General features: G+C 43.3%; 14 protein-coding genes. 3 read left to right on the top strand and 11 right to left on the bottom strand.

Features of this window, described 5'->3' with window-relative positions; translation table 11 throughout:
* Window positions 1-196 precede the first annotated feature (196 nt).
* Both NFI81_RS15415 and NFI81_RS15410 read left to right on the top strand, forming a co-directional pair.
* Window positions 197-1,270 (top strand): TerC/Alx family metal homeostasis membrane protein, encoded by a 1,074-nt coding sequence (locus NFI81_RS15415; RefSeq protein WP_234611553.1) that lies wholly within the window; start codon window positions 197-199, stop codon window positions 1,268-1,270.
* Window positions 1,271-1,294: 24 nt separating this feature from the next.
* Window positions 1,295-5,293: an AAA domain-containing protein gene (locus NFI81_RS15410; protein WP_234611554.1), complete on the top strand. Its 3,999-nt coding sequence runs from the start codon at window positions 1,295-1,297 to the stop codon at window positions 5,291-5,293.
* Here NFI81_RS15410 and NFI81_RS15405 read toward each other — a convergent pair.
* Complete coding sequence (locus tag NFI81_RS15405) at window positions 5,288-5,998, bottom strand: 3-keto-disaccharide hydrolase (protein WP_234611555.1); 711 nt, start codon at window positions 5,996-5,998, stop codon at window positions 5,288-5,290. The two genes, NFI81_RS15410 and NFI81_RS15405, sit on opposite strands and share 6 nt — an antisense overlap.
* A 127-nt stretch (window positions 5,999-6,125) precedes the next feature.
* On the opposite strand from NFI81_RS15405, the gene NFI81_RS15400 reads away from it, so the two are divergent.
* On the top strand, window positions 6,126-6,518 hold the full coding sequence (locus tag NFI81_RS15400) for an HIT family protein (RefSeq protein WP_234611605.1): 393 nt from the start codon (window positions 6,126-6,128) through the stop codon (window positions 6,516-6,518).
* Window positions 6,519-6,550: 32 nt separating this feature from the next.
* On the opposite strand, the gene NFI81_RS15395 is transcribed toward NFI81_RS15400, so the two are convergent.
* The 10 genes from NFI81_RS15395 to NFI81_RS15350 form a co-directional block, all read right to left on the bottom strand.
* Window positions 6,551-8,026, bottom strand: coding sequence for a capsule assembly Wzi family protein (locus NFI81_RS15395; protein WP_234611556.1), 1,476 nt, complete (start codon window positions 8,024-8,026; stop codon window positions 6,551-6,553).
* A 108-nt stretch (window positions 8,027-8,134) separates the two neighbouring features.
* Window positions 8,135-9,469, bottom strand: a complete 1,335-nt coding sequence (locus NFI81_RS15390) for a capsule assembly Wzi family protein (RefSeq protein ID WP_234611557.1) — start codon at window positions 9,467-9,469, stop codon at window positions 8,135-8,137.
* A gap of 155 nt (window positions 9,470-9,624) precedes the next feature.
* Entirely contained in the window at window positions 9,625-11,040 is a 1,416-nt protein-coding gene (locus tag NFI81_RS15385; protein ID WP_234611558.1) for a capsule assembly Wzi family protein, read from the bottom strand.
* A 40-nt stretch (window positions 11,041-11,080) separates the two neighbouring features.
* Window positions 11,081-12,082: a sugar transferase gene (locus NFI81_RS15380; RefSeq protein WP_234611559.1), complete on the bottom strand. Its 1,002-nt coding sequence runs from the start codon at window positions 12,080-12,082 to the stop codon at window positions 11,081-11,083.
* Window positions 12,083-12,335: 253 nt separating this feature from the next.
* A complete protein-coding gene (locus NFI81_RS15375) occupies window positions 12,336-13,505 on the bottom strand; it encodes a glycosyltransferase family 4 protein (protein ID WP_234611560.1) in 1,170 nt (389 codons plus the stop codon).
* Between the two features lie 30 nt (window positions 13,506-13,535).
* Complete coding sequence (locus NFI81_RS15370) at window positions 13,536-14,528, bottom strand: SDR family oxidoreductase (protein ID WP_234611561.1); 993 nt, start codon at window positions 14,526-14,528, stop codon at window positions 13,536-13,538.
* 71 nt (window positions 14,529-14,599) lie between these two features.
* Entirely contained in the window at window positions 14,600-15,865 is a 1,266-nt protein-coding gene (locus NFI81_RS15365; RefSeq protein ID WP_234611562.1) for a nucleotide sugar dehydrogenase, read from the bottom strand.
* A gap of 109 nt (window positions 15,866-15,974) precedes the next feature.
* Complete coding sequence (locus NFI81_RS15360) at window positions 15,975-18,161, bottom strand: glycoside hydrolase family protein (RefSeq protein WP_234611563.1); 2,187 nt, start codon at window positions 18,159-18,161, stop codon at window positions 15,975-15,977.
* A 167-nt stretch (window positions 18,162-18,328) separates the two neighbouring features.
* Window positions 18,329-19,435, bottom strand: a complete 1,107-nt coding sequence (locus NFI81_RS15355) for a glycosyltransferase (protein ID WP_234611564.1) — start codon at window positions 19,433-19,435, stop codon at window positions 18,329-18,331.
* Between the two features lie 44 nt (window positions 19,436-19,479).
* The gene (locus NFI81_RS15350; protein WP_234611565.1) at window positions 19,480-20,793 is read right to left on the bottom strand and encodes a right-handed parallel beta-helix repeat-containing protein; all 1,314 of its coding nucleotides are present in this window, start codon (window positions 20,791-20,793) and stop codon (window positions 19,480-19,482) included.
* Window positions 20,794-20,827 lie beyond the last annotated feature (34 nt).

Genomic DNA, 20,827 nt, shown 5'->3' with positions numbered 1-20,827 from the left:
CGGAATATCCGGAATGTAATGTGTGGATTTAATTGCAGGCGATCCGGGCTGGCATAAATTTTCTGCCGCCCGTCCTATTTAATTTTAGCACCTCATATTTTAGTTACCTTTGCCTCTTTGACAGGATTGCATAGGTTACTGTTTCAATGCCAGGTCCTGTCTTCGTTCCGATTTTTCTTTTAAAAAATATTCATTCATGTTTTCTAACGAAGTTCTGTTTTTCGGCGGGTTTATATTAGTCATCAGCGTAATGCTGCTTTTGGACCTTGGCGTTTTTAATAAAAAAGACCATGTTGTAAAATTTGGTGAAGCTGCCGCCTGGACGGTTGCGTGGATTTTTCTTGCGCTTGTATTCTATGTGATCATTAATACACACGGTGATCTGGTGCACGGAATGAACAATTTTGCCGACTTGTCCGCAGTCAAAGACAAGTATGCGCCGCATTTGAAGCTTATTCCTGGCGATTATGAGGGCAGTCTGGAAATTTATAGAAAGAACATGTCCCTCGAATTTATCACGGGATATCTGCTTGAATATGCGCTTTCAGTCGACAATATTTTCGTCATCATCTTGATATTCTCTTCTTTTGGTGTCAGGCCGATATATTATAAAAAAGTGCTATTCTGGGGTGTTCTGGGCGCAATTGTTATGCGTTTCATATTTATTTTCCTGGGATCAGCATTAATGCAGCGTTTCGAATGGATCATTTACGTTTTTGGTTTACTGCTGGTTTATCAGGGAGGGAAGATCTTCTTTGAGGGTGGAGGGGACGAAAAAATTGATCCGGCCAAACATCCGGTTGTGAAGTTTGCTTCCAAATATCTGCCCGTTTTCCCAAGATACGTCCGGGAGCATTTCTTTGTCCTGAAAAAAGGCAAGTGGTTAGTGACCCCGCTTTTTGTAGTTGTTCTGATTGTAGAATTTACCGACCTGATCTTTGCTGTGGACTCGGTTCCGGCGGTTTTTTCGGTTACAAAAGATCCTTACGTCGTCTTCTTTTCCAATATTTTCGCCATCATGGGGCTTCGTTCCATGTTCTTCTTCCTGAGCAACATTATGGGTCTTTTCCGCTTCCTGAAATATGGATTGGGTGTTTTGCTTGTGTTTATAGGCGGAAAAATGCTTTTCCACACACAACTGGAAGCATTAGGATTTGAAACTGTATATTCTCTTTATGTAATTCTGGGCATTCTGGCGGTTAGTATCCTCGCTTCCGTGGTGTTTCCGGAGAAAAAGGAAGTAACACCTGAAACCATATCCAATAGTTAAGCAATCAGGATCGTTTGAGTATCTATGAATCGCATTCTAAAAGCTTACTTAAAACGACTTACAAATCTTAGTACGCGTAATAAATCATTGCTGTTGTCCGGGTTACCATCGGAACAGTTTCTGGATCTTCATGAGACTGATTTTTTGCTTGAAAAGCCGTCTGTTGACCTTATAAAGCAGTTGGTGCTGGGAAAAACACGCATTGCGCTCTGTGACGTTGCCGATTCCCGTTTTGAAAAGGTGAATGAAGTCAGTAAGAAGCTGCGGAAAATTTCGCGTACGGAGAAGTTTATTGAAGAGGAGCGGGGTTCGCGGGATTTGTATGTGGGGTATCCGTTTGTTAAGGGAAAACTTTCGGATGGGACGCCCATTCACGCACCGTTTTTGTTTTTTCCGGTCACATTAAAAATGGATAGGGAGCAATGGTGCCTTTTCGAGGTTCCTGAAAGTGATGTGATCCTGAATTCAAGTTTTGCGCTCGCCTATGCGCATTTCAACGAGTCGCCTGTTTCAGATGAAATTCTCGAAAAATCGTTTGAAGACTTCCCAAAAGATTTTCTGGAATTCAGGACCCAGTTGTATGAATGGTTGAAGTCTACTCCACTGAAAATCAATTTTAACCAGGAGCTTTTTGAAGACAAACTTGTCACGTTCAATGCGCAGAAAAGTTCGGAACTGGCTGCTACTGAACGTAACGGAGAGCTGAAACTTTTCCCCGAAGCAGTGCTCGGGATTTTCCCCCAGGCGGGTTCCTATCTTGTTCCCGATTATAATTTGCTCCTAGACCATGCGCAGGATAGTTCTTTTTCAATTCCGTTGTTGGCAGAAGAAGAGCGGGAAACGGATTGGGATGGGCAAACGGACACCGTAGATTCGCCTTTTACAAATAAAACGGTAAGGGAAGAGGAGATCTTAACACCTTTTCCGGTCGACCAATCGCAGGAAGAAATTATTCTGGCTGTAAAATCCGGGAAATCGGTGGTTGTGCAAGGGCCTCCGGGCAGTGGTAAATCGCAGCTAATCTGTAATCTGATGGCTGATTTCGCATCGAGAGGAAAGCGTGTTTTGCTGGTTTGCCAGAAACGGGTTGCCCTTGACGTTGTATATCAACGACTCCAAACGATTGGAATGACTGATTTTGTGGGCCTTATTCATGATTTTAAGAATGATCGTCCTGCACTTTACAGACAGCTGGCTTCGCAAATCGGTAAAGTTGAAGAATACAAACAGCAGAATTACAGTCTGGATGCGGTGTTTCTTGAAAGACAATTTACCCAGCAAAGTCGGGCGATAGATCGCACTGTTCATGATCTGAATGCATTTCGCGAAGCATTATTTGATGAGACCGAATGTGGGGTTAGCATTAAAGAGCTTTATCTGAAAAGCGACCAAAAAGGTCCAAATGCTGAAATCAGGGAACATTACCGGTCGTTTCGGATGGATAGTCTGGACCATTTCAGGAGGCGGCTTAAAACGTATAGTGCCTATGTTTTATATTTTCCTGCTGATCACGTCTGGGCAAAACGCAGAAGCTTTGCCAAATTCGGTTTAAGTGAATTGCGGAGCATGGAAAGAATGCTTCTGGAGTGGCCCGAAGTATTTGCCAGGCAAGTAAAAAAGTTCGAGCTTCTGACCAGACAACCTTTTTCATTGGACTATCTGGAAAGAAAAAGTGAGATCACCGAGCGGTTAAATAACATTGCAGCGCTTATTTCCGATGAGACAACATTTGATCTTTTCAAAAAATACATAGCTAGTTCGGCAGGCGGACATGAGCGGCTCGCATTCATCAGGCAAACCACCGACGCGCTGGAAGGATATCTGGCGGAAGACGGCATTGAATTTTCTCTGCCTAATGACAAACAACAAGCCTTTTTACAATCGCTAAGGAAATCAATTGATGCAAATAGCGCTACGGTTTCGGGCATTTGGTGGAATTTGTTTGGAAAAGAGAAAAAGGAAGTGGAACAAGTTGCCAGGGAAAATGGGCTATCAACGTCACTGGATGATCTTTCCAAACTTGAAATAAAAGTAAAAAACAGGATTGAGCTGGAAAGTTGGCTTACCAATAAGAAGCTGAATTTTGATCCGACATACATTGATCGGGATGATGACAATGTTGGTACGCAATACATTTCATTTTTTCAAAAATCAGAAGCAGCAGCCGACGCGGCGGTAATGGCAACATTTGATCCCTGGTTTCTGACATTGAAAAACATTGCAAATGAATGTGTAACCCAACATTCATTTATTCAGACGGTCAATGATCTGAATGTCTGGATTGGCGTTTGGAGCAAATTGGAGGCGGCAATGCTTCCATTTCTATTGCCGCAGCAGATTAAAAACCTGCTGGAAGAGCCCGAATTTTACAGTCAGCAATTGCTGACATCATTAACCAGGGATTTCGATTCAATGGTCGATATGGACAGTCTGTTTGAGAATATGACTATTCCCGAACGAGCGGTCACCAAGATTGTGGTCGATCAAAGCAAAAAACTTGGACTTTCCAGTGCAGACGATCTTGTTAATCTTTTTGAAAACAGCATTCGGCTTGCCTGGATCGAACACATTGAAAGCAAATTTCCGGATTTACGTGCGGTTACCTCATTGAAAATGAAACAATGGGAGACCAATCTGCAAGAAAGCATTACCGAAAAGCAGAAGCTGAGCACGGACATTACGGGCATAAAGCTGCGCGAAGCCACTTACGAAGATATTGAGAAAAACAGGCTCGGTAACCGTGTGACTTACCGCGAACTGGGGCATCAGGTAACGAAGAAAAGAAAGATCTGGCCGATTCGTAAACTGCTTGAAAACTATACCGATGAAGTTTTTTCGCTGGTTCCGTGCTGGATGGCTTCGCCGGAAGCAGTTTCTGCCATTTTTCCCATGCAGGCAGCATTGTTTGATCTGGTGATTTTTGACGAAGCGTCGCAATGTTACGCTGAATACGGGTTGCCGGCTGCGTTCCGGGGTGCGCAAATTGTTGTTACCGGGGATAGTAAGCAGCTTTCTCCAAGTGATTTATACAAAATCCGCTACGAAGAAAAAGTAGAAGAGGAAGCATATACAGCCGCTATCGAAATTGAGTCATTACTTGATCTTGCCGCGCAATCGCTTGATCAATATCAACTTACAGGACATTATCGCAGCCTTTCACTGGACCTTATTGACTTTTCTAACCGGAATTTCTATAAAGACACATTAAGGCTGCTTCCGGATTTTTCAAGAATTAATGATGACCAGCCTGGCATTCAATACATTAAAACGGATGGAGTCTGGAAAAACAACATTAATCTCGTTGAAATTGAGCAAGTAATCGAATTGATAAAGGAGCTTGGTGAAACGGGCAAGAGTATCGGTGTGGTGACATTTAACTTTTACCAGCAAAATGCCATTCAGGATGCATTGGAACGGGAAAATGTTTCCTTTAAAGATCTTTTCGTCAAAAACATTGAGAATGTTCAGGGCGATGAACGCGACATTATCATTTTTTCAATGGGCTATGCGCCTGACGAGAAAGGCAAGATTTCCATGCAGTTTGGCAGCCTCAATATGCAGGGTGGGGAAAACAGGCTTAATGTTGCCGTTACGCGTGCGCGGGAGCGAATTTACTTTGTAACGAGCCTCTGGCCAGCACAATTGCACACGGACCAAACGGCAAACGAAGGCCCGAAAATCCTCAAAGCCTATCTTGAATATGCGTTGAATGTGTCGGAAGGTAGGTTCCGTCCCGAGCCTTTTAGAACGGGAAAATTCAGGTCCGACTGGCTGCTGAAAGATCAGTTATTGAAGCAAAATGATGATTTTGGAAAGGAGCTTCCGTTTGGGGACATTACCATAAAAAAAGAAGGGGTTTATAAGGGATTGATCCTGACCGACGATGATTTATATCATTATAGCAAATCGTCAAAAGAACCGCACGCCTACTTACCCCTTCTTTTGCAGCAGAAAAATTGGCCTTACAGCCGCATTTACAGCCGCGAGTATTGGACTAACACTGTGCATTACGAGCCATTATAGCTCCTTAATCCGGATATTTCTGAATGCAACTTTGTTACCGTGATCCTGTAAGGCGATCTTGCCTTTTGAAGAAGCACCAAATCCTTCCCAGGTTTTGAATTTGCTATTGGCAACCAATTTGTCCCAGTCGCCGCCTTGCGTTGGGAAATCAACTAATTTCTGGCCGTTCAGCCAGCTTTCGCCGCGACCGCCTTTGATCACTATTTTCGCTTTGTTCCATTGTCCGGCTGGCTTTACAGCAGCGAAGTCTGTCGGAGGAAGCATGTCATAAAGCGATCCTGATTTGTGGTTTCCTGCTTTGCCTGCTTTTGCATCGGGGTGCTTTACATCGTCCAGGATTTGAATTTCAGGTCCGGTTGAATATGGGCAGCAATACTTTTTATCTTCGATAACATGATAAATAATGCCGCTGTTGCCGCCTTCCGAGATCTGCCATTCCAATTCCAATTCGAAATCGCCGTATTCTTTATCCGTAACAAGATCCTTGCCGCCTTTTTCTGCAAGAACGATGGTGCCGTTTTCAACTTTCCATTGTGGCAACACCTCGTCCGACTGCCAGCTGTGCCAGCCATTCAGGCTTTTACCGTCGAATAATTTCACCCATTTGCCCTTGTCCTGCGCCTCTGCGCTATTTGAGATAAAAGCCAGTGAAAATAATGCAACCACGCCTGCCTTAGTGAAAGCACGCCAATTTGTAAAATTCATATCCTTATTGTTAAAGTTTTGGAACACAATATTAAGTACTTTTCAGTTTTTAATTACTTATTTGAAAAAAGTTAAAGCGCGATTGTCGTGCTCGTCTGCAACACAACGATATTTCATTGATATTCTGATGGCATCTATATTTTCAAAAATCGTAAAAGGTGAAATTCCCAGTCATAAAATCGCCGAAACGGATGATTTTCTCGCATTTCTGGACGCATTTCCAATAACAGCCGGACATACATTGGTAATCCCGAAAAGAGAAGTTGACTACATTTTTGATCTGGACGAAAAAGAGTATTCAAACCTTTTTCTCTTTGCCAAAAACATTGTCCCAGCTTTACAAAAAGTTGTTCCTTGTTTGCGTATCGGTCTGACGGTGATTGGTTTAGAAGTGCCACACACGCACATTCATTTGCTGCCTCTGAACAGCATGGCCGATGCGGATTTCTCTAAAAAGATAAAAATGTCTCAGGAGGAACTGGCTGCACTGGCCGCGAAGATCAGGGCTGAAATTCAGTAAACGGCCAAGGAATTAACATCAATCGATGTTGATCAATTAAACGAAAAATCTTTTCTGATTCCCAGCATAAATCCGTGGGTTTTGCGATACAAGTCGCCGATGTCACTCGCATACGAGCCTTTGATGGTCATGCCACCCAGGACATCGACATCCGTCTGGGCTCCAATGAGCCCAGAAAATTGTTTTGGAGAGCCAGCAAAGCGTTCTCTGTATGATCCCGAGTTGCTGGAAAAAGACATTTTCGTATGCCATTGCACCTTTCGGAATAATGTTCCTCTTAAACCCACGTGCCAGACTAGCACACGGTTGTTACTGGTAAAATTGTCAGCGTAATTGGGCCATTTCCAGTTAGTCTGCGAGGTAGGAGGGATAAATGGCGTTCCTATGGTGCGATCATGGTAGGACCATCCATCGCGGATTTGTTGATTGTTGAAATAGTTATCATTGCCGCGTTTCTTGCCATTCCCCATCTCAAACTGGTCGCCGCCCTGATCTTTTGTGAAAAGCATTTCCAAAACGCCTTCGGTTATCTCAAAGTTAGCCCCGTATGAATTCTTCCTTTTGATACGAAGGCCCGTCAAACCATCCTTTATGCCCTCCATATAAAACAAGGAGCCATCTTCATAAATAAATTGACGGTATAAATAAATGGTGCTTCCGTAGGTCTCAACTTCCATTGCCAGGTCTAACGAGCCTAAATGGTTTCCTACACGGTTCGTGCTATCAAAGTGAGAAATGTCATTTCCAGTTCCGCCTATTGTTCCAAAAACGGCGTAAACGTAGTTAGAGAAGCCATCGGGCAATTTTCCGCTTTCCGGATCCTTGATTAAATATTTTGTTTTCCCACCCCATTGCACTTGATGGTTGAACCCACCATATAGTTTTAGTTTTGAATTAACTTTTCCTATCCGGGCATAGAAGGCTTTTTGATGAAATTTGAGACCGCTGGTTACCGGTCTGCCTTTTTCGAAAAGCCCGTCGGAGTAGAATGCGTTAAATGAGATCCATCCTTTTGTAAAAGGAACAGCCACAAAACCGCTGGTGCCAATGTATATCTTTGGTATCGGAAGCGCGTTTCCCGACCAGGCGTAAGAACCGGTGCCCAGTGTAGAGTCGGCAAGACCTACATGTTGCTTCTTTCTTCCCACGAAAAGCTCCCAATTTTTGTATTTCAATGTTGCATGCAGCTGAGGAACAAGCATTTTTGTATTTTTATTAAAATTCCCCACAGCTTCAACACCAACTCCGGCACGCCAGTTGGAGGAAAGAGGCCAATAGTTTTCAAAGGAAATACGTGCTGTTCCAGCAGGGACGTCAAGGGGCACAGTGCCAAATTGATTGGCTTGGATCCAGAACGGAGTATGCGTATTGGTGCTTCCAAAACCCGCTATTTCAATAAAATTATTAGTAGAATCCGCGTATTCAGTCTCCGGGCCTGGCTCTTCTGTTTGAGAAAAACCGGCGAATGATATACAAAGCAGAAATAGTAGGATCGGAAAGATTTTCATAGGCATGCCCTCAGCTTTTTCTTAATGTGTATAATGTGACATCTGACAAAAATAAGTATAACTTTTTGCTATTCATATTGGACATATCAGCAACATCAAAAAGCGGTCCTAATCCAAAAATCCATTTTTCCTTAAACCAATGATCAGGCCGTGAGAATTTGGGTAAAGCTGGCCAAAATCAGAAGTAATGTTGGTAAATACGCTGCAACCGTTTAATAATTTAAGATTCCTCTCAGCCGTAAGTGACAGGGAAATTTGCTCTTTCATCGATTCAAAAGGGCTTAGTAAGGAGCCTGAATTCCTTGAATATGTGCCTCTCAAGCCGAAATACGTTTTAAGCCATGTGGCCGTGACACCAGTATGAAACGCCCAAAAGCGGTTATTATTAGTAAACTCAGAAGCATTGGTGGGCAGCGAAGATCGCGTTATTTGAGATGAAGGTGCCAACGGCGTGCCAATTCCACGGTTGAAATATGCCCACCCGCGTTGGTAAATGTAGCTATTGTAATAATTACCCTTTTCATAAATTGCCAGACCTGATAGTGGTGATTTGTTCACCTGGCTGTTCGTGCCAACGGCTTCCAGTAAAAAACTCTGGAATGCAAACCGGGATGATCCGGCAGGCAGCGGTTTGATCCTTTTTACCCTGATCCCGTTCAGTCCATCGTCAAAATTGATAATACTGAAAAGCGAGCCTGTCTCGTAAATGTTTTGTCTGTAAACAAAATAGGACCATGTTTTCCCGCGCCATTCAGCTCTGAGATCAACGGTGCCAAAATGATGGCCAACCTTATTGTAATTTAATGTTTTCCCCGATATTGTATACCAGTATGCTTTCAGGGGTTCCAAGTTATACAGTGGGATTATCTTATCTTCTCCTCCCCAAATCGCCTGATGATTGGCACCTACGTAAATGTTCAGGCGGTCAGTGGGTTTTCCAAATCGGAAATACAATGATTTTTGGTGAAAATAAGTGTATGAAACTTCTCTTTCAATTCCATAGTTAAGCCTGCTGCTTCCCAGATAGCCTTCGGAATAAGAGAATTTCAGTGACACCAAATTTTTAGTGAAATAGAGCGGAAGATATTCCGGAATTGATATTTGTACTCGGGGAAATGGCCGGGAATTTCCAGCCATCGACAGCGAACCAGATGTCATCGTGGTGTCCATCAGGCCTACGACATTGCTTTTCTGTCCTGCCAAAATTTCCAATTTTCCGACGCGTCCTGCGATGTAGGCATCAGACAGAAACGCCTTTCCTGACTTTCCGTAACTTGCAATTCCCTGAATGCCAGCGCTCCATTGAAAAGTTCTGGGGTTGTGTGGATTATAGACTTTGTACACACCGGCATTGGCTATGCCAAAGTTGCCGTCCATGGGAATGTTGCCATTCTGGTTTGCATGTGCCCAAAAAGGAGTTTGATCCGTCGCGCCAGACAACATTAGGCTGGCTCTATAATAGATAGTTGAGTCTTGGGCGTGAGCATTTAACGCGAGACAGATAATTACGGCAAAAAGGCAGACTCGCATCTGAAAGAGTGGGACCGGCATTTAAATGTAAAAATTACTCATTAAGGGATTGAGTTGATTTCCCAAAGTTATCTGATAAAACCGGATTTTCTCCATCCTATCAAAATAGCAGTGTTGTTTGGATAAAAATGTCCAAAATCCGTGCCTAGAGATAGGTTTAAATAACTTTCGTTTATAAACTTTAGGGGTGTCTCGATCCGTGCGAGTAATGACGTCTGTTTAATCGAACTGCTAAATGGCTTGTTATAAGTCCCGGAATTGATGGAATGACTGGCTTTTAATAGAAATGTTGCTTTGTTGAAAGAGCCTTCAATTGCGGCGTGAAAAGCGATCAGGCGGTTGTTCGCTGTGAAGAGGTTTGGAGAACTTTTCAATTTGTCTCTTATCAGGTGTTGCGGAGCAATCAATGGAGTTCCAAACGTTCTGCCTTTGTATGACCAACCCTGGCTGTACACGTAATGGTTAAAATAATTGTCCCGGCCGAACGTGCCCGTTATAAAGTCAAACACGTTCCCACCCTGATATTTTGTATAAACGTATTCCAGCAACACAGTATTCAGTTGAAGACCGTCATATTGGCGATTATTCCTTTTGAACCTCAATCCGTTCAGTCCGTCAGCAATGTTGGAAAGGTTTGCTATTGAGCCATCTTCATAAATGCTTTGTCGATACAAAAATGCGGTCCAGGCTTTGCCTTGTAATTGCATGCCGATGTCAATCGTCCCGAAATGATTCCCAACCCTGCTAGCCGCCCAAGGCTTACCAAGGACGACGTAACGATATGCTTCGGACCGTTTAAGCCCGCCGGAAAAAATCTTATCCTCTCCGCCCCACATTACCTGGTGGTTGAATCCAGCAAAAAGATTTAGAATGTGGCTTTTCTTTCCGAGTTTCAGGTAAATGGATTTATGATGAAGGTATATTTCGGGCACGGTCCTTACATTCCCGTAAATTGATCTTGCCGGTCCAAACAATCCATCTGAATAGGAGAATTTGAAAGTGATAATATCGTTGCCAGGAATAATGTTGACGAAATGCGGCGTGGAGATCTGAATTTTAGGATAGGGCCTTGCATTGGAAGAAATTGCAACAGCTCCGGTAGTCAATAAACTGTCACCCAACCCATAAAAATCTTTACGTTGTCCAATACTAATCTCAACAGGGCCGGCTTTGGCAGCTACAAAAAGGTCTGTAAAGAATACTGAAGATGACTTATTTGCCGTCGCTACCAACTCAGCTCCGGCTGACCACTGGAAAAAGCGGGGATTATGCGGACTATAGACTTTATGAAAACTGGCCTGGGCAAGCGCAAACGAGCCGTTTGTTGGTATTACACCGTAGGTATTTGTATGAAATAAGTATGGTGTTTGCTTGGAAGCCAGAGCGCCTTTGATTTCCGCAGAATAATGTAATGTTGAATCCTGAGAGAAACCGCTTGCCTGCGTTGCTACATAAAGTAGCAGCATTAAGAATAAATTCCTCATGCAGAACTTTTTAACTGCGGAAAACAATTCGGGAATTAATCTAGCGTCCTCTCTTACCGAAAATAACAACGGCCGTGAGCAGGATAATTTTCAATTCCAGATACAACGACCAGTTTTTAATGTAATAAAGGTCATACATCAACTTATGGCGCGCATCGAAGACGCCTGCTCCGTAGGAATACATTACTTGGGCGTAGCCCGTGATTCCGGGTTTAATAGCATGCCTGCTGTTGTAGTAAGGAATCAGCTCGTCAAATGTTTCTGTGAAAACCTGTCTTTCCGGCCTGGGACCTATGAGTGATAGGTCTCTTTTGAATATATTAATGATCTGTGGAAGCTCGTCAATCCGGCTCATTCTCATAAATGACCCGTATGAGAATGTTCTGGAATCGTTTTTCTTGGAGAATGTTGCACCATTGGACTCGGCATCCAGTGCCATAGACCGAAACTTGATACATTTGAATGATTTGTTGTCCATGCCAACCCTTTCCTGATAATAGAAAACAGGGCCCGGAGACTGGAGTTTGATCCGGAAATAACTCAGGATCCAGAGTGGGAGTGTCAGCAGGAAAAGAATGATTGATATGGAGACATCGATGATCTTTTTTGGATATCTGACTCTTTTGCCGAAAGCCGGCATATCCGTAATGTTCGGATTCAATTCCGAAATGTCCTCAGGAATGTAAACCTTCTTTAAATTTTTTTCGCAAAAGTCGTAAACCGTTGTGATCCTGATCGACTTGTTTTTACGGATTACCAGTTCGTAAATGACCTTATTCCGCTTGTCGTAATGTGGATTGGTGACAAGATGGACTTTTTCAAATTTGTCCAGTAAAGGCCTTACAGTATAATTGATCAGATAGTCATCGTCTGCGGTATGTGGAACCAGAATGATCTCCCTGTAAATCTGTCGCAGAAGTTTGAGATCGTACTTCTGAAGAAAATAGTCATAACTTGTGATAATCAGAATTTCATCGGTAGAAGCATTTTTGCTTAACAATCGATGTACGTACTTTCGATTAGAAACAGAAGTTTGATCCATATGTGTGCGGCAATAGTAAATTAAAAGCGTGTGCAAAAAGAATGCAATTATAACCTAAAATTTCTTAATTTGAAACAATTAGCGTACTATAGTGAACGTCCGGTGCGTTTCAGCTATTTTAAGGCCTATAATTCAAGCCAACGCGGCACATTGAATTGGATGAATTATGGAAGGGAGGGGTCGTTAAGTATTTCATAAAGATAGGTGTGCTTGATTTATACTGACGTGCAGATTGCTTTTTTATTTTTTTTCTTCAACGCTTTTGGGCCGTTGATTTTGAATTATAAAATGAATGAATCGCTTTCCATAACTGCTGCTGTTCAAAATTTCTAAGCACAAATTGTTGCGCTAACATTCCCATCCTTTCGCTGACCTGGCGATTTTCTATCAATTTTTCGCATGCTTCTACAATCGCTTGGACGCTTTTGGGCTGAATCAGAATTCCGGTTTTCCCATCCTCAATCATTTCATTGCAGCCATTAATGTTGGTTGCTATGCATGGAATGCCCATTGCGCTTGCTTGCAAAAGGGCTTGGGGGAAACCTTCTCTGTAGCTTGGAAACACGAATATATTTGAACTGACCAGAAATTTTCGCACATCGTTTTGGTGCCCGACTGCTATGATAGATTTGTTATTAACGATCTCGCTATCGGTGGCTTCTTCTAACGGATTCAGATCCTCCGGGGCGCCGATCAGAATGAGTTTGAGGTTATTATGGTGCTGCTGAAGAATTTGAAATGCTTTTACCAATTCGTTAACACCCTTATAATTGGCGAGCCGTCCCATAAAGGCTAGTACAATGTCGTGCTCGCCGATGCCATGTTGTTCCCTGAAATCGCGGCTTTCTGCCAGCAGGCTTGGATTCACAGAAAAGTATTCCAAGTCGATACCATTGCTGCTGCCGTTTCCCAGCACGCTCACTTTTGATTTATCTGAACTCAGGTTGTTGTCCAGAATGAATTGTTTGAGCTCCTGGGAATTAGGCAGAACCCAGTCTGCGCACCAGTAAGTCAAAGACTCTACAAAGTTGAGCAGCTTCCTTTTTGGGCCCGTCACTTCCATCAGCGGCAAGCCGGCGACGGTGTGCATTTTGAGCGGAACATTGCAAATATATGCTGCAAGCATTCCAATAATTCCAGCTTTGGGAGAATGTGTATGGACAATCTGAGGCTTGATTTTCCTGATCAACCGAATGGTGTTATACAAGGCGATCAGATCTTTAAACGGCGTCAGCTCCCTGGAAAGGTGAAGCGGATAAAAGCGCGCCTTCTGGCTTTCCTCCATATCCGCCACGTGTTTGTCGGGCGTGCTGGACATATACACATCCATTCCATTTTCCGACATATATCTCAATTGTCCTTTGAGTAATATACGTAGCGAATAAGTTTCAGTGGTTATTCTAAGTAATTTGATTTTGTTCATCTAGGTGTGCTGCTGTTACATCAGCAATGATCAGGACGCGCCAATCAATTCTTGAAAATACGTAATGGTTTCCTTCAAGCCATCTTTAAACAGGATTTCAGGTTGATAATGCAATTGATTGCTGGCTTTTGAAATATCGGCGAGGCTATGCTTTACATCTCCTTTTCTTTCCGGCTTGTAAATGGGTTCCAGTGAGCTGCCCAGATTTTCAGTAATGGCAGATACCAGTTGAGTCAGTGAAGTTTGCTCGTTGCAGGCCACATTAAAAACTTCATGCTTCACAATGTTGTCTGTAAGCAGCGCCTTAATATTGGCCTGAACCACATTTGATACGAATGTAAAGTCTCTTGAGGTAAGTCCGTCACCATTGATCACAGGTCTTTCCCCATTCAAAATTTGAGTTATAAATAACGGAATTACTGCGGCATATGGCCCATTAACGTTTTGTTTTGGCCCAAAAACATTGAAATACCTCAGGCCAATGCTATGGAACTGGTAAGTGCGGGAAAAAACATCTGCATAAAGTTCGTTCACATATTTGGTGACCGCATAAGGCGATAAAGGATTTCCAATGATCGCTTCCTGTTTGGGCAGCGAAGGGCTGTCGCCATAAGTGGATGACGATGCAGCGTATACCATTCTTTTTACTCCGGCTTCTTTGGCAGCTTGCAATACATTCAGGAAGCCGCTGATATTGACATCATTGGTAGTAATAGGGTCATTGATACTTCTCGGAACCGAACCGAGAGCTGCTTCATGCAAAACAAAATCAATTCCCTGCATGGCCTCTGTGCAGGTTTTGTAATCCCGGATGTCCCCTTCAATGAATTGAACCTGACCGTTGTTTATAAATTCAGCAATGTTTTCCAGATAACCGGTTGACAAATTATCCAGGACAACAATCTTGGCTGCTTGATAATGAACAAGATAAGCGACGATATTTGAGCCGATAAACCCGGCACCTCCGGTTACTAAAAACTTGGAGGATGAGATATCCTGCTGATGATATTTATTGAAAGTCATGGGATACAAAACGGCGAAATGTATACTGAGAAACGCAATTGAAGTTTATTAATGAATATACCGGCATGCTATTACAGCCTGGCGTACATTTTTTCTTTCGGAAATATTCCTTTTACATCGTAAACGATCGGGCCATTTTCTCCTGAGGGTATTTGAAGATCAAGCAATTGGTCGTGCCCCACGGCAGCGATGATGCCCTGATATTTTTCAATTTCTTCCAGATTATCGATTAACGTGATCCCGTATTCATGCTGGACTTCATCTTTGTTGGCCCATGGATCATAAACATGAACATTCATTTCGTAAGATTCCAGTTCTCTGATAATGTCTATTACTCTGCTATTGCGGATGTCCGGGCAGTTTTCTTTGAAAGTAATTCCGAGAACCAGCACATCCTGGCCTTTTATTTTACGTTCACTTTGTATAAGCAGTTTGATAAACTGGGTAGCAACATACGAGCCCATGGAATCATTCAACCTTCGGCCGGCCAGAATGATTTCGGGGTGGTAACCAACTTCCTTAGCCTTTTGCGCCAGATAAAACGGGTCTACACCAATGCAGTGCCCGCCTACCAGCCCCGGTTTGAAAGGAAGAAAGTTCCATTTTGTTCCAGCTGCTTCCAGCACTTCGCTCGTATCAATTTTCAGCAAGTTGAAGATCTTCGCGAGTTCGTTTACAAAGGCAATGTTGATGTCGCGCTGCGCATTTTCTATCACTTTGGCAGATTCGGCAACCTTGATGCTTGACGCCTTGAATGTGCCCGCAGTAATGATAGCGCCGTATAAATTATTTACTTCTTCTGCGATCTCGGGAGTTGATCCGGAAGTTACCTTTCTGATTTTGGTTAAAGTGTGGTGCTTGTCGCCTGGATTGATCCTTTCCGGAGAATAACCGCAGAAAAAATCCTGATTAAATGTCAACCCGGAAATTTTTTCGAGGATCGGAACACAGTAATCTTCCGTGACACCAGGGTAAACCGTTGATTCATAGATGACAATGTCACCTACTTTTAAATTTCGTGCAACAGTTTCCGTGGCTTTTCTGACAGGAGTGAGATCGGGGTTGTTAAATTGGTCAACCGGGGTTGGAACTGTGATGATGAAGATTGAGGCTTTTTGAATCTCGCTCGGGTCTGAGGTGAACCTCAATTTTGCGGCAGCTTTTAAACCGTCGGAATCAACTTCAAGTGTTCGATCAAAATGATTAACGAGTTCACTAATTCTTTGCTGATCAATGTCAAGCCCTATTGTTTCAAAAATTTTACCAAATTCAACTGCGAGAGGCAGGCCCACATAACCAAGGCCGATTACACAAATTGTCTTATTTTCTAGGTGCATATAGTCTGTTATAATTGTCAATAATTGACAAAAATAGTTGATACGCGGAAAAATCGGTTGCCTTTGATGTAAAAATGTTATGGAAGTTGTCTTGCTCGCGGTTAAAGCATCAAGGCTGCACTGTCCAGGTTCCGATCATCTCCTTCACCTGCCATGAATTTGTAGTGGTTTTGCGAAGCGTAATTTTACTGCCCACGACATTGCATTGGATATACTTACCATTATTGGCCGAAAGCGGCAAAATGTTATCATTTACGTGTGGTATGAGGCGCAAAATCTGTCCGTTCCGAACTTCAAAAGTTATTTCAGGATAGTTAGCGGGCAAACCGTTCAGTGAAATGGTCCTTAGTCCGGTTGAAGTTGCGTTATGGAATACTCTTTTGTAAAAGCCATACGTAAGGGTTCTGTTCGCCTGGGCAATGTCAAAAGTCAGTTTCTCGTGCTTGTCGGATAGTGCCAAATTTTCCAAAACGGCAAAATGTACATATTTCAAGACGTCAAGGCCATCCAGCGTTACAGGGTCTATGAGACTGCAATTTTTAACAGCCCCTTTTTTTGAAATGTCTTCAAATGCAAATGCAGAAACAATTTTTCTGGGGCTCCTGGTATCCTGGACCCTGGGCCGGATAATATGAACGTTGCCAACATTCGCGTCACCCAATGCACTAGCTTCACGATATACCAGTATTGCCGAGCCAAACACGGCGTGAGTCGACCCAGCCACGTTGCAGTTGATTACCGTGGGATCATTCACCAGAAGAGTGCAGGCGTTCGAACTGTAATTGCTGGCACAAAAGCCATTTGCACGATTATTTTTCCAAACCGGACTATGAAACGTAATGGTTCCTGCAATAGCGCCGGTTGCCCTGGAAACATAGGCCCCGTACACGCTGCCGTCATCATTATGATTGGTAATGGTAATGTCTACCACGCGATTTGTTCCCTTGAAATCATCAATAAGTATCACTATGCCGCCGCCGGCGTTGTTTCTTGTGGTCGGGTTCGTGATGCGGATGCCTTCCAGAAATTCGTCAGGATTGTTGGGTTCAATGTCAATCCCGGCATTCGGAGCAGTGCCGTTTGAATTCGAAAATACCGAACTAACAACTTCAATGTTCTTACCTGAAACAATTGAAAGACCCTGCCGTCTGTTATTGTCGGCGCTAACGTTGATCAGTCTAACATTTTCCGAGAATTTCTGCGTGGTGCTCACTCCGATGTAAAAACCGTCTCCACCGCTGTTGTTTGCAGCAACGCCTTCGATAGTAACATTTGTCACACCCAGCATGGCAAAGATATGCCGCTGTTCTCCACTGGTATATTTCGCTTTTTGATCTTTAAAAACAACATTGGTTCCTTTTATGGATATATTTTGCACATTGTTCATCATGATCATTCTTTCCTCAGCGCCCAAAGTGCCAAGCCCCTCAACAATAGTACCCTCATCTAGGATGAGCGTTTTGTTTGAGCGTAGGTTCAATCTTTTAATCCGATAAGATACGGCTGGTTTTGGGAAGTAGATGCTGCTGATATCCGCTCTGTCAAGCATTGCTTGTAACGCCACAGTATTGTCTGTCGCCCCGTCACCGACTACACCGAACCACTCAACATTTACCGGGCCCGAGTAAACGCGTTCATATCTTTTGCCCGACGTAATGATTGTCAGGGCGCCATCATCCGCTTTGGTCGAGGACGGGTTATGCTTGAAAATTCCGGCTCCGCCCTGATCTGTGATGAAAACGCTGGTGGCAGTATCCGCAATGGATCTCAGGGCCGACATACTGAGGTAAGGGACATATGACACGGTTCCTGCGAGTGCGATGCGGGCATTTGCCGCTCCTTCCGGCAAGCCCTCGGTCATGCCGAACGAAAGCCTGTCCACCTCGACGAACTGGCTGGCACTGTTTGCAGACTTATGGCTTCTGAGCAGCTGGAAGACACCAGATCTCTCGGCACTCACAAATTTTCCTTTGATTGTGTAAAAAGCGGAAGGCTTGTTACCGCTCAATTCGCCTTCAATAAAGTCATTAAAAGATCCTCCGGTTTGCCGAAATCCTTCCGGCAGGATCACTTTTAAGCGAAATGCTCGGGCACTTTCGAAAACGTAAACTGTATTGGTAGGAATATTTAAGAGATCTGCCTTGATCTTGATTTCAAATTCTTCATTGACCAAAACTTCTGTGGCCGATGTACTTATTGAAAAACGGATGGGGTCAATTGCATTTGTATACGTAGATGAAAGTGCCAGCATACTGATTAACACAAGGCAGAAGCATTTTGATAACCAAGTTGTCATGTTACGATGTTTAATTAAGTTGTTCAAATATAGAACTAATTCTAGATTTGTAGAACAAATTTAACTAGCAAAATAACAATAACCTAAAACACTTGTAGAATATTTACGAACTTGTACTATGAATAAATTGCAATATGAGACAAAAAAGCTGAACGTTAGTCCAGTAATTACCGATTTAGCAGCATTTCGTACAGTTGGATGTATTTATCAACCATGTATTCCATGTCAAATTTTTTAACAAATGCAGAAGCCTCCGTTATCATGCTTCTGGACAAGTCGGGATTTTGTAGAATGGATGCGATCTTACCAGCTAAATCATGTTCGTTCCCAGGATCAAAAAGGAAAGATTTGCCGGGTACAATTTCACTGATCCCGGCAACATCTGAACCAAGAAACGGAACCGCAGCCGCGAGCGATTCCAGTGTAACGCCAGACATTCCTTCGTACGCGGATGAAAGAATGTTTAAATCCACGGTTTTCATCAAAGAAGAAATATCCGTTCGGAAACCCAGGTAATGCACTTGATTTTTTACGCCGGACTCGACAGCCAGCGCCTGGGTTTTTTCTTTCAATTCGCCTTCGCCCGCAAGCAAAATATGATAACCTTCTCCTAAAATTGCACAAGCTTTAATAACCGCTCCCTGGTCCTTCGGATACCTGAAGCTGGCAGCCATCAGCATGAGCTTTGCATTGGGGGGAATGCTCAGTTGGGCGCATAAGGCGGATCTGTCAAGTTTCGGAGCATTGGCAATAGTACTGAGGTCCACGCCATTGTTGATGGTCTGGATTTTGGTGCTTTGGTTAATCCATTGGGCCAGTTTTTCTTTCACGCTGTCAGTAATCGCAATAATAGCAGAATAGGGCCTGTACGCAGCCTGCTCGATTTTCTGCAAATATTTTTTATTACGTCTTTTGTTGTGATTACTATGCTCCGTAAAGATCAAAACCGGCTTGACCTTCATGAATGAGACAGCCAGGCTTGCCCAATAAAGCGCCGGAAACAAGTGAACGTGAACAACGTCATAGGAATTTGCTTCAAGAAACTTGCGTATTTCCCAGGCACATAACGGGTTATAAAAGTTGTCGATACTGAGATCATGAATCGCAATACTGGAGTTTTGGATATCCGATAAAAAAGCGGGTACAGATCCTTTTGCATTCAGCAGCAGCAGGGCGATATCAACGCCTTTCTTTTTAAAAATGGGGAGAGAGGAGGCCAGGAGCTTTTCTCCGCCGCCTTGAGAAATATCATTGGTGATTACTAATACTTTCATTCAAGCTTTTTATACAGTTACCGCGCATAGCGAAAAGGGGTGCCCTAGTCTACCAATACATTGTTTTGGAAGACATTCTCCGGGCTCGATGTGCGCAATGTATTAGTGGTTCGCGAACTTTTGGACTGAACTTCATCCCTGATGTCAATTTTTTGACCTTCTAAAAGAATAATTTTGGTGCCGCTGATCCTGTTGTTAACGAATTTGTATCCTGTGTTTTTCCTTCCAAGATTGATCGCCCGGGTTGAACTTTTAATGTCACACCCTTCAAATGTGATATTGGACGAACCCAATCCAAATTTAGCCAAAATTTCCCCGGAGCTGTTGTTGGCGAACTTGCAGTTCGTGAACTTAACATTAGTCACCAGTTTTTCTTTTCTTTTTGCGTCAATCTGAGCCTCAATGTCAACGCCGGTTCCCGTGGACGCATACATACAACCTCCGGTGTTGGTGAGGGAAGTGCCTGTAATCTCCATCTTATCGCCGCCGGTCAGTGCCAGACCTGTCCGGGCATTAAAATCCAGCTTGCACTGTATAATTTTTACATTTTTTTGACCAGGTTCTGTATGAGAATTAGCAACCTGTATGCCGTCCAATCCAAATCTCTTCGCAGTCACTTTTCGTATTACAACATCGCCTGAATGTGATACAAAGACGCCATAATGTGCCAGCTGGATTCCACAATCGCCGTAACCACCTCCGATGTTAATCTTTTTCGGGTCAAATTCTGCGCTTTTTTTGCCGGTACATTTCAGGTTGTAACTGTTCATATTATTGAGAGTTTCGGAAAAGAAGTTTCCGTCTAATTCCAGATTCTCAATAACCACATTGCGACTGCTTCCAATGACGATACACCTTCCCAGGTCGGCGCGCTTACTGGACGTTGTTTTTGTTTTCGGCGTACAATCCATCGTGATGTTAGTACTGGACCCGTCTGCCGGATCAAACGTTCCGAATCTTAACCCGACATCATATTTGAGTTTGCTTCCGGCTTCACCCCTGATTGTAACATTCGTTGCGTTTAAGATCTGGATAACATCGGTGCCACGATAGAAGTAATCGCGGTTTTTCAATTTTTCTTGCTTACCCACAATGTAAGTACCCGTTGGGATGATTAATACACAATTTCCTTTCCGCCGATTAATGAACTCAGACGCGGCTTGGAATGCCGCGTGGTCATTGATCGTGTCATTAGGGACCGCGCCGAAATCCTTTTGGATATTCAAGTTAATAACCGCTTTACTAACCCTGCTTGAATGTTTCAGTGAGTCGTAGGATAAGACTTTCCGCTGAGAGTAGGCTTCCAAAGTTAGAAGTTGCAGAAAGACAAGCGTTGCCCAGAGTGATAAGAGTTTCATAATGAAGTATTTGATTTTCTGATGCGACAGAACT

The organism is Dyadobacter fanqingshengii (genome assembly GCF_023822005.2).
In the GTDB taxonomy this organism is placed as follows: domain Bacteria; phylum Bacteroidota; class Bacteroidia; order Cytophagales; family Spirosomataceae; genus Dyadobacter; species Dyadobacter fanqingshengii.
Note: the sequence above shows the minus strand (reverse complement) of the source record. Positions and strands in the feature narration are given on the sequence as shown.